Below are 14398 nucleotides of genomic sequence, written 5' to 3' on the forward strand. Positions count from 1 at the left end.
TAATTTAGGTTTGAATCCTAATTAATTTTATTGTTATTTATGTACAATTATGTTTAGTCTAGCGAAAGCGGCTACTTTTACTAGTGTTTTTAGGTGAAATTTTATTTAATAAAATATTTATTTCTATTGAAATAGGTTCACAAAAGCTAATAATGAGAGTTTATGAAAGTATTATTTATATGTTCGGCTAATAAACAGCGGTCTAAAACTGCAGAGGATTACTTTGCTTCAAAATATAGCATCCACGAATTTTTGAGTGCTGGCACCAATCTTAAAATTTGTCGAAAAGAAGGGACTACAGAACTTACAGAGGATTTATTAATATGGGCTGAGGCTGTTTATGTAATGGAAAAAAGACATCTTGTGCAAATACAGAAGCATACAGGATCTACCTATTATTCAAAAATTAAAGTATTAGATATACCAGATGTTTATAAGTATTATGATGGTGATTTGATTTCGATTTTAGAAGAGAAGGTGTTGTTATAGAATTACCATTATAATGGTAATTCTAAAGTAGTATTTCATAATGCATAAAATACTTTCGTGATTACGCATTCAAATTTCTCCTCGTCTCATCACTTATAGGTGTTGTTGATAATTCATGTCCAAAAAATATTAGAACTTCATTTACCTTTGCAGTCATTAAATTTGGTTTACCCGGTTTAAGATCATGCACAAAGCAAAGCCCAACCAACACCAGTTAAATGTGATAGCTTCAACTGTGTCATTTTACTTTCTTTACTGCACACCCTAACAAATTCAGCAGTAGCATTATGTCGATTCTAATCTTTCATTAATATACCCTTATGGGTAAATTAATAAAATGTTCAAAAAATATACCTTTTTGGGTATACTATTATTTTTATAGAGTAAATTATACCTTAATGGGTATAAAAATAAAATCTTAGCGATCACTTACAAACCGTCAAATTTTGCCAAGCGTTCGCAAATTTTATTCGAAAGTGGCATTTTGAAAAGACGAAGATTTAAAGTTGCTGGCTTTTAAGCGTTGGGCAATCTTCGACTTTTTAAAATGTTAGCCTAAATGGCGATTGAATGTCACGTGCAGATGTGAATTAAAAATTAAACAAGGGTACTATTTATCTTTGCTTTATAATCAAAGGTGAATTTAGTTAATTTTTGCCCTCGTTTGATCAGACCCAATTCAAAGATTTGGCAGTAAATAGATTTAATTGCCAAATCTTTGATGACTGTAATTTATAATTTTTATATTACATAACAATGAACATAAAATAAAGTCAGCGAGCGTAGCGCTGCAAGCCCCAACATCTATCGAACAAACCTAAAAGGGTTTTTGGTGCTATTTTAACCATAAATGTTTATACAGTCTTTCAACCTCACTTACCCGAAAGATGCCGTGCAATATGTTTAGGTTCTGGCTTAACAAAAAGCTTTCGAGCATTTCTGTGGTTAGTGTCAAATCACAGTTTGCAGTTGAAACTGAACTCATGTTTTGTTACTTTTAAATTTTAAAAAAATTAGATTGAAAACTTGTCGAAGAAACGCCAGCTAAACACCTATTGAAATAATTGAATTCCAACTAGACTTTTACCTTTAAGAATTTGATAATAATAAATTTAATATGATTTCATTGAGTAAAATAAATTTCAATTCAAATTTTATAAAGAGTCATACTCATTAATAATCTTACTTTTTAAAGAACTGTAATAGTTTCTTTTTTCCTTAGTAAGCTTATCTTCAAGGTTTATTGATTCTTCTAGAATTGATAATAATCTATCTTTACTTTTTAGTACAAATAATTCACAGAAATCAATATCTAGAAGTTGGCTGATTATATAAATTTTATCCCAACTACTTACATTTTCAAACCTTTCGACCCTACCCACCATTGTTGGGTTAGAATTTAACATTAGTGAAAGAGTAAGTTGCGAAAGTTCTTGTTTCAATCTAGCTAATCTAAGAACACATCCTATTTGGATATTTAAAAGTTGTAGTTCTTTTTCGTTATACTTTATCACATTGTAAAAGTTGGAAAAATTGTATAATTTATTCGATACATATTTGTATTGAATAAATTATTTACTATATTGTAATTAATTATCTAATTTTACCATTCTTCACATTAGAAAATCTTTGAAGTTCTAGCTTTGAATCTCTGAATAGAAAACTGGTAATTTTTGTAGATGAGATGATAAGTAGATTGGTCCACGCCTAAGGCGTGGGCTTTCTTATCAAAGTAAAGTATATCAGTATCTCTATTCGTGTCAGTTGAATTTCAACCCTATTTGTATTTTACATTTAGTTAAATAGTGACGGTGTTCTTTTTGTAACATTCACGAGTAGTATTGGAAAACAGTTGTTTAACGCCTAGTAAATTATAATCTAAATATCTAGGAATAGTATAATGTATATTTAAATGAGTGGTTCCACAGAACCTAAAAAAATGCTTCAAGGCAAACCACAACATATGACCTCAGAAAAGTATAAGGCACTTTTTGACGACTTGTACCCTTCGTTATGTCTATTCGCTAACAGATATTTAAAAGATTTAGATACGTCTAAGGATGTGGTTCAAGAAGTATTTATTAAAACTTGGGAACGTAAAGTGCCCCACCCCAACTATAATGCTATAAAATCGTTTCTGTATATCTCTGTTAAAAATAAATCGTTAGATTATTTACGAAGTAACTATCATAAAAAAATGATGATAACTCCAGATACAGACTTTTATAAAATTCAAACAAAAGATCATTTTTTGAGCGAAATAGTAATTGTTGACATTTATAAGAATTTGGAAAGTGCAATGAAAACACTACCCAATAAATGTGAAAAGATCATAAGGTTTAGCTTAAATGAATATACCAATAACGAAATTGCAGAAGAACTGTCTATATCGATCAACACCGTTAAATCCCAAAAGCGTATTGCCTACAAAAAACTAAGAAATGCGTTAAGTCATCTAAATAGTTTTTTTGTTTTACTTTAAATTTCGACTTTCATTGTAATATTTTACAATTTGCAATACAAAAAAGGACGTCTTGTCCATTTTGATAGATTATGTAAACTGAAGTCAGTAAAAAACTTTATGCTTTAAATCGCTGTGGTGCTATTAATAGCGATCAATAGGCTTCAAAGAGATAACATATCTTTGTGAGCATAATAAAAATTCAATATGGATTTAGGATAATTATAAATACATCAATCCGCCAATTTAAAATTTGACATCTATCCTTCTTTTAAAATTTAACACTTCATTTTCAGTTAGTTCCAGTTTTATATAATCCTTCGCGAAGGTACTTTTTACAATCTTAACTTTACCTAAAATGCATCTCAAATCATTTTTTAATAAATTCATATTACCCTCCAAACGATCGTATTAAATTTTTGGGACTTTAATTTCCATTTCGAAGTTTTTTTCATTCTGAACCTTAATAAGTTTTTCCTCTACTAATCTTGACTGTGTTGGTTTTGGATTAACAAACAATGATTCCAACATTTTTCTAGTAGGTATTAAATCACGCTTTTCAATCTCTCTTAAAATACTTTCAACAGCATCCATTCTTTTATTTATTAGGATGGATAAACTATTTATACTATTGTCAAAAGGAACGAATGGATTGATTTGGTTCTTTTCAAAAAAATCCAACATTGCTTCCATTGTTTCTGTATAATTTTCATTCTTGTCCAATGCAAAATTCTTAAATCTTTCGACAGTCTCATTGTGAAAATTAATTCTTGAAAAATTCTTACTCATAATGCTAAATTTTAAAAATTAGGATAATGCATTCTACTGTTTATAAGGGTTTTCGGCGATTTTTCTCAATTTTAACGCAAATTTGAATATTCGAACACCTCTCTAACACAACATAAACAACTGAAAATAAGTTAATTAAAACAAAAAAGGGAATAATTATAACATCGCGCAGCGTGTTATCCTCTTGCTATTCCCTCCTTAGTCTTATAAACCCACTTTTTGCATTTGCATTCCAAATGACAATTGGATAAAATTTATCCATTTTAAAATGGGAATACCTTTTATTAACTAGTATCTTTTTAAATCTCGAAAACAAAAATTAATGCTTAATTTTCATCAGATTTTTCATTGAGCACTTCACTCAGTTTCTCAATTAATTGCTCCTTTGTTAAATTAGAATACTTCGTCTTTTCAGCTTCCACAATTTCTTCACGTAAATGTTTAAGCTCATTTTCCTCTTCAAATTTCCTCGCTTTTTCATTGAGTCTTTTCTGCACCGCATCCATATCAGATTTTATCTTATGATCCATAACGCGCGCATAAATTTGAGTCGTTGTAATTTTAGTATGTCCCAAGATTTTTGAAACCGTTTCAATTGGCATTCCATTACTTAAAGCAACTGTTGTTGCAAATGTGTGCCGTGCCATATGAAAGGTCAGGTTCTTATCAATTCCAACCTCAGTAGCAATCTCTTTCAAATAAAGGTTTGCTTTCTCGTTTGATATTGAAGGTAAAAGTGTACCTAAAATTTGTGTGACTGGATGTGAGTCATATTTCTTAAGAATTTGTTCTGCCCTAAATAACAATGGTATCTTAATTTTACTATTGGTTTTTTGTCTAAAAGTGCTAATCCATTTATTGCCTTCGTCGTCTCCTATCCAGACATTCTTCTTTGTTAGATTTTTAATATCAACATAAGAAATTCCTGTATAGCTGCTGAAAACAAAAAGATCCCTTACACGGTCTAAACGGTCAATTGAAAACCGATGTATTGCAAGTCTCGAAAGCTCACTATCGGATAAAAATTCTCTATCCACTTTATCAAAGGTCGATTTCCATCTTCGGAAGGGATCATCTTTTATCCATTCCAAATTATAAGCAAGTGTTACTATTTTTCGTAAACGTTGAATATGCTTTGTAACCGTATTATGGCTCATTGCTTTTGGATGCCCTTTAGGGTAGTAAGCATTGAGAAAAGTTTCAAAATCGCATAAGAATTTATAATTCAAATCAGATAGAGATATATCTGTGACCCTTTTTTTCTTAAGAAAACGAATAACATAACCTTCAGAAACTTTAAAATTTCTAATTGAACCAACCGCATGGGTATTTTCAATTTTAAGCCTATGATAATTTATTAACTCTATTAAAGTTTTCGAGTCTTCTCCTTCTTGTAGAAACTCATTTTTTATATCATCTGCTGTTATTAATTTATTACTACTTCGTAAAATTTGATAATGATTATAGAGTTCTGATTTTGTCAATTCCAAATACTCATTAATTTCTTTGGCTTTTGAAGAACTGCCAATTACCTTTCGTTGTTTAGAATCCCAAAGTTTTAATGGGACTTTTCTTTTCAAACTAATGTTGACACGCTTTTGGTCAATAGTAACTCGTGCATAGAGAAGTACTTCTCCATTAATTTCTTTTTGCTTGTTGACCCAGAAATGAACCCCAAGTGTTTTTACTGTTCTCATAATTGTTGTTGCATTAAGTTAAACTTAAATTCAGATCGTCAAATCAAACAAACAATTGAGCTATATTATTTTAGCTTAAAATACACCCGAGGTAACCTTTTTAAATTAGAGGTAACCTTTTAGGTATCATTTTAAACCAAATAACATCAAATTAAATGAACCCCTAAAAACCACGAAACCACGCAAATCCGTAGATTTGCGTGGTTTTGATGCTATTTAATACAGCTTTTAGTGACCTCGACTGGATTCAAACCAGTAACCTCTTGAGCCGTAATCAAGTGCGCTATTCAGTTGCGCCACGAGGCCATTATTTTCACTTTAATAATACCTAATGGTATTTTTTTAAGTGGGTGCAAATATAATACATTTATTAAATGATAGCCAAACTATTTATTTCAAATTTTTAAATTACTATTTTTGAAGTATGATTTCTAAAGAATTACTTCAACCATTTAATTACCTATTCGACTCAGAACTAATCGATAGCATCGCCAATGTTGCGTTTCTTAAAACTTTTCAGAAGGCTGATATTATTATAGACATAGGTCAAGACTTAAATTTTATCCCCCTTTTAATTAAAGGAAATATTAAAGTTTTACGAGAAGACACTGATGGTGACGAACTTTTACTCTATGTTTTAGAGACAGGAGATACTTGTGCGATGTCTTTAACATGTTGTATGTCAAAATCAACCAGTAAAATTAGAGCCATTGCAGATGAAGGCGTTACGGTTATAATGATTCCTATTGCCAATATGAAACTGTGGTTTAATTCTAATGAAAGCTGGCGTAACTTCATATTACAAAGTTACCAAGTCCGTTTCGATGAGATGCTAGAAACAATTGACACGCTCGCTTTTATGAAAATGGATGAGCGCTTGTTTAAACACCTCACTGACCAAGTTAAATTATCGGCCTCAACTAATTTAGAAGTCACCCACCAAGAAATTGCCGAAGATTTAAATACTTCACGGGTTGTAATTTCACGATTATTAAAACAATTAGAACGAGAAAATAAAATTGAACTCGGTAGAAACAAAATCCGGGTTTTAGACTTTTAGTAACATTTATCACATAGTCTTAAAATCATAAAGCTATTTTTGTATCAAATTAAACGTATGGAATTTATTTTACAACCATGGCCTTGGTATGTTTCGGGTCCATGTATTGCAATCATAATGTATCTACTACTCTATTTTGGTAGAACTTTCGGAATGTCTTCTAATCTTAGAACGCTATGCGCTATAGGAGGCGCAGGTAAACGTGTCGCCTTTTTTAATTTTGATTGGAAAAGTCAAAAATGGAATCTCATTGTTGTATTAGGGGCTATCGTTGGTGGCTTTATAGCGCACTATTTATTATCTAACCCTATTAATATGGATCTCAGCGAAGCTACGGTTAAAGACTTAACTGCACTTGGGTTTAACGATGTTGGCCAAAGTTTATTACCGCCAGAGTTATTTAGTTGGGATGCTGTATTTAGCATCAAGGGCATGTCTCTTCTTATTGTAGGCGGTTTTCTTGTTGGCTTCGGTACACGTTACGCTGGTGGTTGTACTTCTGGCCATGCTATAACAGGGCTAAGTAGTTTACAATTACCATCATTAATTGCTGTTATTGGTTTCTTTTTAGGAGGCCTCATAATGATTCATCTTATTTTTCCAATACTCTTTTAATTATGGGCAAGTATATAAAGTTTTTTATAGTCGGTATTTTCTTCGGAATTGTTTTAGTAAAGTCCGAAGCTGTATCATGGTATCGCATTTTTGAAATGTTTAAATTTCAATCGTTTCATATGTATGGTATTATTGGCACTGCCGTTGGTACCGGTGTGATTCTATTATTAATATCTAAGCAGAAAAAGATACAAACAACAGAAGGCACCACCTTAAGAGTTCCTTTAAAAGACCGTGGCTTTACACGCTATATCCTTGGAGGAACAATCTTTGGTTTGGGTTGGGCGCTATCAGGAGCTTGCCCAGGACCTATGTATATTTTAATTGGCACAGGCGCTTTTTCAATTATAATTGTTATTGCTGCGGCCTTATTAGGCACTTATGTTTATGGGTTATTAAAAGATAAACTACCACATTAAAATGGATTTTATTGAAATTGTAGGTTATATAGGCGCTTTAATCGTTGGACTTGTATTAGGTCTAATAGGTGGAGGTGGTTCTATTTTAACGGTTCCTATTTTAGTCTATTTTTTAGGCTTCAGTCCCATAATTGCAACTGGCTATTCTCTTTTTATAGTAGGAAGCACAGCCTTAGTTGGTACTGTGCGCAACATTAGGAAAAAGACGATAGACTTTAAAACGGCTATTATATTTGCAATTCCATCAATACTTACTGTATTTACGGTAAGAAGTTTAGTAATCCCTAACTTACCAGAGGTTTTATTTTCAATCGGTAATTTTCAGCTTACAAATTCACTATTTATTATGTTGCTGTTTGCTATCATTATGCTTTTGGCAGGTTGGTCAATGATTAAATCTAAAGTTGTCAATAAAGAAGGTGTTGTAACCAAATTAGATAACACTCACTATTTCGCCATTGGTACGCAAGCTATCGGCATTGGTGCATTGGCAGGCTTGGTTGGAGCTGGAGGAGGCTTTTTAATAGTACCAGCATTAGTATTATTAGTAAAACTTCCTATAAAAAAAGCCATTAGCACATCGTTGTTTATAATTGCCATTCAATCCCTAATAGGGTTTTTAGGTGATTTAAAAACATTAACTATCGATTGGCGCTTTCTAATTACGTTTACCGTGATCTCAATAGTTGGGATTTTTATCGGATTAGCATTGTCGAAAAAAATTAGTCCTAAAAAATTAAAACGTGGATTTGGCTATTTTACCATAGTCATGGCAATCTATATAATTTTCAAAGAATTGTTTTAACACTCTTTGTGACAATTATCACACTGCAAAAAAATGAAGTTTTGTAAATTTGTAATACATATAAATTAATAATGAAAATAGAACAATTATACACAGGCTGTTTAGCACAAGGTGCTTACTATATTGAATCGGAAGGAGAAGTTGCTATAATTGATCCACTTAGGGAAATTCAGCAATATCTTGATAAAGCAAAAGCGAATAACTCAAAAATAAAATATATTTTAGAAACTCATTTTCATGCTGATTTTGTTTCTGGACATGTGGATTTAGCTAAAGAAACAGGTGCAACGATTGTATTTGGCCCAGGCGCAACTACAGAATACGACATCCATACAGCTACTGACGGTGAAGAATTGAAACTAGGAAATGTGACTATAAAGGTTTTACATACACCTGGCCATACTTTGGAATCAGTTACTTATTTACTAATTGACGAAAATGGAAAAGATCACGCCATTTTTTCTGGTGACACTTTATTTTTAGGTGATGTTGGACGGCCAGATTTAGCCATTAAATCCGATTTAACCAAAGAAGATTTAGCAGCAATGTTATTCGATTCACTTCGAAATAAAATTATGCCTTTAGCAGATGATGTTATAGTTTATCCTGCACATGGCGCTGGTTCTGCTTGTGGAAAAAATCTGAGCAAAGAAACTGTAGGTGTTTTAGGTGAACAGAAAAAAACAAATTATGCGTTAAGAGCAGACATGACGAAAGCTGAATTTGTAAAAGAAGTTTTAGATGGTATTGCACCACCTCCACAATACTTTGCGAAAAATGCCATGATGAACAAGATGGGTTATGATGCGTTTGATACGGTTTTAAAAACAGGAAACGTTCCTCTTAGTCCAGAAGCGTTTGAAGCGATGGCAAATCATGAATCTGCTTTAGTACTAGATGTTAGAACACAAGCTGATTTTATAAAAAGTCATATTCCAAATTCTATATTTATTGGGCTGAATGGTGGTTTTGCACCATGGGTTGGAGCTTTAATTAAAGACATCAAACAACCTATTGTATTGGTGGTTCCTGAGGGTAAATCTAAAGAAGCTGTTACAAGATTATCTCGTGTTGGCTATGATAACACCTTGGGCTATCTTGAAGGCGGATTAGACGCTTGGAAAAAAGCAGGAAAAGATATTGAAACTTTAGATTCTATCTCTGCAGAAGAATTTGCAGATAGAGCAAAAGCAAATCAACTTAATGTATTAGATGTACGAAAAGATGGAGAATACCAATCTACTCATCTAGAAGGCGTTCAACATTTTTCACTAGATCTTATTAATGAGAACATGAATCAGGTTGATAAAGACAAAACGTACTATGTACATTGTGCAGGTGGTTATCGTTCTGTTATTGCAGCCTCTATTTTAAAAGCAAGAGGGTTTGATAAGCTTGTTGATATTGCTGGTGGATTTGGCGCAATTAAAAACACAGATTTAAAAATGACGAATTTTGTTTGTCCGTCAACGTTGTAAAAAGTTAAACATATCAATTATAAAATAAAAAATCCCACATGATGTGGGATTTTTTATTTAAACTATTTCAGCGCTAAGTCCTGCTTGTAAAAGCTTAGAGCAGCGTGGTTCTAAATCGTCATAAGAACCTGTTTTTACGGTACACTTACCTTTATAATGCACTAACAGTGCACATTGCTCTGCTTGTTCTGGCATGTGATCGCAAGCATAAATAAGCGTATCAATAACATGGTCAAACGTATTGACTTCGTCATTAAATAATACGATTTCGTTTTGTTTTAATACTTCTTCTTCTAGAAGTAGTTCTTCTGAATATTTTTCTTTTGTCATAGTGGATATCTTTTTAAGCACATCATCTACAGTGCTTAGTGTGACAGACTCTATTTTTAATTACTACTAATTTATAAATTTTAACGACACCCATTGTCCTTTTTGCAGAGTTTTAGTCAACTTTAACATCTGCTTATTACACTCTGCTTCAATAATTGGAATATCTTGCTCGTAAAAACCACTCAAAAATAAAGATCCGTTTTCATTTAAACATTTGGCATATTCTGATATATCAGCCAATAATATATTTCTATTGATGTTCGCAATAATACTGTCGTATTTTTTGTCATTTAATAACGTTACATCACCTTCATAAACCGAAATATTTTTACAATCATTTCGTTCTACGTTTTCTAAACTATTTAAATAACACCAATTATCTATATCAATAGCATCTAATTTAGTAGCACCTACTTTCTCAGCTAATATGGCTAAAACTCCAGTTCCACAACCCATATCTAAAACCGACTTATTTTTAAAATCGTTTTGTAATATATGCTGAATCATCATGTGTGTGGTTTCATGATGTCCTGTACCAAAACTCATTTTTGGCTCAATAATTAAATCATATTTTACATCATCTCGTTTCTCATGAAATGGCGCACGTACAGAAACCAAATCATCAACGACGATCGGATTAAAATTCTTCTCCCATTCTTCGTTCCAATTGGTTTGTTCTATGTCTTCAAACGTATAATCAATCTTAAATTCATCTGAACTCAAAATATAAATAGCATCGAGAATGTTTTCATTCCATTCCTCTTTTTGAATATACGCTATGACGCCTTCTTCATTTTCTACAAAGCTTTCAAAACCAGCATAACCTAATTCTGCAATTAAAATCTCAACTGCTGGTTGTAAAGGACTTACTTTAAACGTGTAACCTATATATATTTCGGACATTAATCTTTTTTTTTGCAAATTTACTAATCATTAATTTAGTTACTAGTATTTTTGCTTCAAATTAAAATGATATGAATAAATATATTATAGGCATTCTATTTTTGGTTCTATCTCAAGTAACCATTGCTCAAGATGACAACGACATTAAACTATCTGCATTACCGTATTATAGCTATGGTAAAGGTCTAGGAATTACATCACCGGATAGTATTTTTAAACTCAACATTCGTTTTAGAATGCAAAATCGATTCACATCTCTATATAATGAAGATGAGGAAGATGGATATGAAGCCATGATTAGACGTTTGCGTTTGCGTTTTGATGGTTATGTTGGTGACCCAAGCATTATTTATGTTATTCAATTATCGTTTTCACCAAATGATGTTGGTGCTATTGAGGACGGTGACAATCTTAACATTATTAGAGATGCGATTGTATTTTACAGACCCGATGAGCATTGGAATATTGGTTTCGGACAAACCAAACTTCCTGGAAATAGGCAACGTATTAATTCCTCTGGTGCTTTACAACTTACAGATCGCTCTATAAACAATGCACGTTTTAATATCGACAGAGATTTTGGTTTACAAGTCTACTATCTGAATGATTTACAAGACAAGTTTTCTTATAATGTAAAAACAGCGATTAGTACTGGTGAAGGTCGAAACTGGACGAAGGAACCAGATAACGGATTAGCGTTTACAGGGCGTTTAGAACTCTTTCCTTTTGGTGCTTTTAAAAGTAACGGCATGTTATTTGAAGGAGATATAAAACGTGAAAAAAGTCCAAAATTAATGCTCTCTGGTGTTTACCATTACAATAATAATGCCCGAAGAACACGTGGTACTATTGGTGATGAGTTGTTTGCGCAACGCGACATACAATCCCTATTTTTAGATGCTATTGTAAAATATAATGGCTGGGCGTTTCAAACAGCTTATATGCAGAGAACTGCTGATGATCCTATAACGTTTAATCCGGATGATGCTTTAGATTCTCAATACGTTTTTACAGGAAATGGATTTGACACCCAATTGAGTTATATTTTTGACAATAACTACGAAGTTATTGGCCGTTATTCTTACCAAGAACCACACAAAGATATTGAAGCATTAACACCACAAACCAATCAATACAGTCTTGGTGTTACGAAGTATATTTGGGAACATGCTTTAAAATTACAAGCCGAAGTTACAAATACAGAGTTAAACTATTTAGATTCTAGCACTACTAGCAATTGGTATTTAAGATTTCAGGTTGAAATAGGGATATAGTCTAATTCACACTTATTGAAATCTAGAAAACAACTTAGATTTCAAGCAAAAAAAAGTCCTTAAACACATTGGATATCTCCAAAAGTTTAAGGACTTTTTAAATTATTATAAACTTAGTTTATAAGTTAAGATCTTTTAGAATGCATTTACAATCGCATAGAAATCTTCTGCGTTAAGTGCGGCTCCTCCAATTAATCCACCATCTACATCTGGTTTTCCAAAGATCTCTTTAGCGTTTCCTGGCTTTACACTTCCACCATAAAGGATAGAAACAGAGTCAGCAACATCATTACCATATTTATCTGCTAAGGTTTTTCTAATAAAGGCATGCATATCTTGTGCTTGCTCTGGACTAGCAGTTTCACCTGTTCCGATGGCCCAAACTGGTTCGTATGCTAAAACAATATTTTTAAAAGCATCAGCTTCTAAATGAAATAATGCATTTTTAATCTGACTTTCTACTACAGCTTCATGGTTTTCAGATTTTCTATCTTGTAATTCTTCACCAAAACAGAAGATTGTTCTCATATCATTTGCTAAAGCGGCATCCACTTTTTTAGCTAACGATTCGTCCGTTTCATTGAAATACGCACGACGCTCACTATGACCTAAAATAACCGTTTTAACTCCGATACTTTTTAACATACTAGCGCTAATTTCACCAGTATATGCTCCGTTTTCAGCAAAGTGCATGTTCTGAGCAATAACCTCTATAGACTCTTGTCTTAAAGATTCAAACGCTTGCCATAAGTTGGTAAACGTTGGTGCAATCATAACCTCAGCATCTGATGTTTGATTTTGCTTTAACAAATCTGTTATCAGAAGTTCCGATTGCGGTAAATCATTATTCATTTTCCAGTTTCCGGCTACGATATGTTTTCTCATAATATAAGTATATTAAATTTTTAATTTCAGTACACAAAAATAACATAATAAAGATGAAAGTAAATTGACAATTGTCAGTATTTCATTATGATAACTTCACTCTTGGATCTAACCAAGCATAAATGATATCTACAAAAATATTAATCGTAATAAATATAATCGCTATCACTAAAACAGCTCCCATTATTACTGGTAAATCTAAAGTATTAAGTGCATTTACAATTTCTTTCCCTAAGCCGTTCCACCCAAAAATATATTCCACAAAAACAGCTCCTGCTAACATCGATGCAAACCAACCTGAAATTGCAGTAACTACAGGGTTTAAAGCATTTTTAACCGCATGATTTTTAATCACCTGAAACTCACTCAAGCCTTTAGCTCGCGCCGTTCTTATATAATCTTGGTTTAAAACTTCTAATAGCGAGTTTCGCATTAACTGAATCACAACGGCTAATGGTCTAATCCCTAAAACGATTGCTGGAAGGATTAAGTTTTTCCATTGAATACGCATCTTTTCGCCAAAGTCATCGAGTTCGTATAAACTACCTGTCATTTCTAAATTGGTGTATTTATGTAATACAAAACCAAATAACCATGCAAATAAAATGGCACTAAAAAAGGACGGTACACTCATACCAAACGTACTTAAAATCTGAATTGTTTTATCGATCCAAGTGTCCTTATATAAAGCCGAAATAATACCGAAAACAATACCTAAGGCAATGGCGATAATAATAGCAGAAATTGCTAAAACAAACGTATTTGGAATGGTTTCACCAATAATATGACTTACTTTCTTTCCTTGTTTAGCAAAGGACTCTCGTAAATACGGCGCTTTTATAACCGTAGTGGTATTCCCAAAGCTGAATAGTTCTGTTGCTGTATACTTATTTGGGCTTAAATAGGTATAATCATTTTCCGTTTTAGAGTGAAACGAAATTGGTGACAAATCATTCAGGTAATATAAAAACTGCGTTCCGATAGGCTTATCAAATCCGTATTTCTTCTTTACCGCAGCGACTTGTTCTTCTGATTGGTTTTGTCCGAGCATCATTTTTGCAGGGTCACCAAGTTTATTAAATAAAAAGAAAATGACGGTTATAACACCTAGTAAGGTGATAAAGGCATAAAAGATTTTATTGATTAAATATCTTATCAAAAAAATAGGTTGTTATAAAACTCCGTTAAAACAT

The 14398-nt window shown here is 32.3% G+C and carries 15 protein-coding genes and 1 tRNA gene; 8 read left to right on the forward strand and 8 right to left on the reverse strand.

The window, feature by feature from the left end; translation table 11 throughout:
* Positions 1-162 precede the first annotated feature (162 nt).
* Complete coding sequence (locus tag DFQ09_RS00455) at positions 163-489, forward strand: low molecular weight phosphatase family protein (RefSeq protein ID WP_115807632.1); 327 nt, start codon at positions 163-165, stop codon at positions 487-489.
* 1154 nt (positions 490-1643) lie between these two features.
* Here the strand turns inward: DFQ09_RS00455 and DFQ09_RS00465 are convergent.
* Positions 1644-2003, reverse strand: a complete 360-nt coding sequence (locus DFQ09_RS00465) for an XRE family transcriptional regulator (protein WP_115807633.1) — start codon at positions 2001-2003, stop codon at positions 1644-1646.
* A gap of 398 nt (positions 2004-2401) precedes the next feature.
* Here DFQ09_RS00465 and DFQ09_RS00470 point away from each other — a divergent pair, with 398 nt between their 5' ends.
* Positions 2402-2971: an RNA polymerase sigma-70 factor gene (locus DFQ09_RS00470; protein WP_245940287.1), complete on the forward strand. Its 570-nt coding sequence runs from the start codon at positions 2402-2404 to the stop codon at positions 2969-2971.
* A 390-nt stretch (positions 2972-3361) separates the two neighbouring features.
* Here DFQ09_RS00470 and DFQ09_RS00475 read toward each other — a convergent pair whose 3' ends face one another.
* From DFQ09_RS00475 to DFQ09_RS00485, 3 genes are all read right to left on the reverse strand, one after another.
* Entirely contained in the window at positions 3362-3739 is a 378-nt protein-coding gene (locus DFQ09_RS00475) for a BfmA/BtgA family mobilization protein (RefSeq protein WP_245940288.1), read from the reverse strand.
* Positions 3740-4065: 326 nt separating this feature from the next.
* Positions 4066-5436 carry a site-specific integrase gene (locus DFQ09_RS00480; RefSeq protein WP_115807635.1) on the reverse strand — a complete coding sequence of 457 codons (1371 nt, stop codon included), beginning with the start codon at positions 5434-5436 and terminating at the stop codon, positions 4066-4068.
* A 232-nt stretch (positions 5437-5668) separates the two neighbouring features.
* Positions 5669-5742: transfer RNA gene (locus DFQ09_RS00485), tRNA-Arg, on the reverse strand.
* A gap of 118 nt (positions 5743-5860) precedes the next feature.
* Between DFQ09_RS00485 and DFQ09_RS00490 the strand changes: the two genes are divergently transcribed.
* From DFQ09_RS00490 to DFQ09_RS00510, 5 genes are all read left to right on the forward strand, one after another.
* The gene (locus DFQ09_RS00490) at positions 5861-6496 is read left to right on the forward strand and encodes a Crp/Fnr family transcriptional regulator (RefSeq protein ID WP_115807636.1); all 636 of its coding nucleotides are present in this window, start codon (positions 5861-5863) and stop codon (positions 6494-6496) included.
* A 57-nt stretch (positions 6497-6553) separates the two neighbouring features.
* Positions 6554-7111 (forward strand): YeeE/YedE family protein, encoded by a 558-nt coding sequence (locus tag DFQ09_RS00495; RefSeq protein WP_115807637.1) that lies wholly within the window; start codon positions 6554-6556, stop codon positions 7109-7111.
* A gap of 2 nt (positions 7112-7113) precedes the next feature.
* Complete coding sequence (locus DFQ09_RS00500; protein ID WP_115807638.1) at positions 7114-7530, forward strand: DUF6691 family protein; 417 nt, start codon at positions 7114-7116, stop codon at positions 7528-7530.
* A gap of 1 nt (position 7531) precedes the next feature.
* Positions 7532-8335, forward strand: coding sequence for a sulfite exporter TauE/SafE family protein (locus DFQ09_RS00505; protein WP_115807639.1), 804 nt, complete (start codon positions 7532-7534; stop codon positions 8333-8335).
* 71 nt (positions 8336-8406) lie between these two features.
* Complete coding sequence (locus tag DFQ09_RS00510) at positions 8407-9813, forward strand: MBL fold metallo-hydrolase (RefSeq protein ID WP_115807640.1); 1407 nt, start codon at positions 8407-8409, stop codon at positions 9811-9813.
* Between the two features lie 57 nt (positions 9814-9870).
* Here DFQ09_RS00510 and DFQ09_RS00515 read toward each other — a convergent pair whose 3' ends face one another.
* Together DFQ09_RS00515 and prmA are read right to left on the reverse strand one after the other, a co-directional pair.
* A complete protein-coding gene (locus DFQ09_RS00515; protein ID WP_092468387.1) occupies positions 9871-10143 on the reverse strand; it encodes an ATP-dependent Clp protease adaptor ClpS in 273 nt (90 codons plus the stop codon).
* Between the two features lie 66 nt (positions 10144-10209).
* Positions 10210-11046, reverse strand: a complete 837-nt coding sequence (gene prmA, locus DFQ09_RS00520) for a 50S ribosomal protein L11 methyltransferase (protein WP_115807641.1) — start codon at positions 11044-11046, stop codon at positions 10210-10212.
* Positions 11047-11117: 71 nt separating this feature from the next.
* Between prmA and DFQ09_RS00525 the strand changes: the two genes are divergently transcribed.
* Positions 11118-12320 carry a porin gene (locus DFQ09_RS00525; RefSeq protein ID WP_115807642.1) on the forward strand — a complete coding sequence of 401 codons (1203 nt, stop codon included), beginning with the start codon at positions 11118-11120 and terminating at the stop codon, positions 12318-12320.
* Positions 12321-12455: 135 nt separating this feature from the next.
* Here DFQ09_RS00525 and tpiA read toward each other — a convergent pair whose 3' ends face one another.
* Both tpiA and DFQ09_RS00535 read right to left on the reverse strand, forming a co-directional pair.
* The gene (gene tpiA, locus DFQ09_RS00530) at positions 12456-13205 is read right to left on the reverse strand and encodes a triose-phosphate isomerase (protein WP_115807643.1); all 750 of its coding nucleotides are present in this window, start codon (positions 13203-13205) and stop codon (positions 12456-12458) included.
* 85 nt (positions 13206-13290) lie between these two features.
* On the reverse strand, positions 13291-14364 hold the full coding sequence (locus tag DFQ09_RS00535; protein ID WP_115807644.1) for an ABC transporter permease: 1074 nt from the start codon (positions 14362-14364) through the stop codon (positions 13291-13293).
* Between the last annotated feature and the right edge of the window lie 34 nt (positions 14365-14398).

Source organism: Winogradskyella pacifica, from assembly GCF_003386275.1.
Lineage (GTDB): Bacteria > Bacteroidota > Bacteroidia > Flavobacteriales > Flavobacteriaceae > Winogradskyella > Winogradskyella pacifica.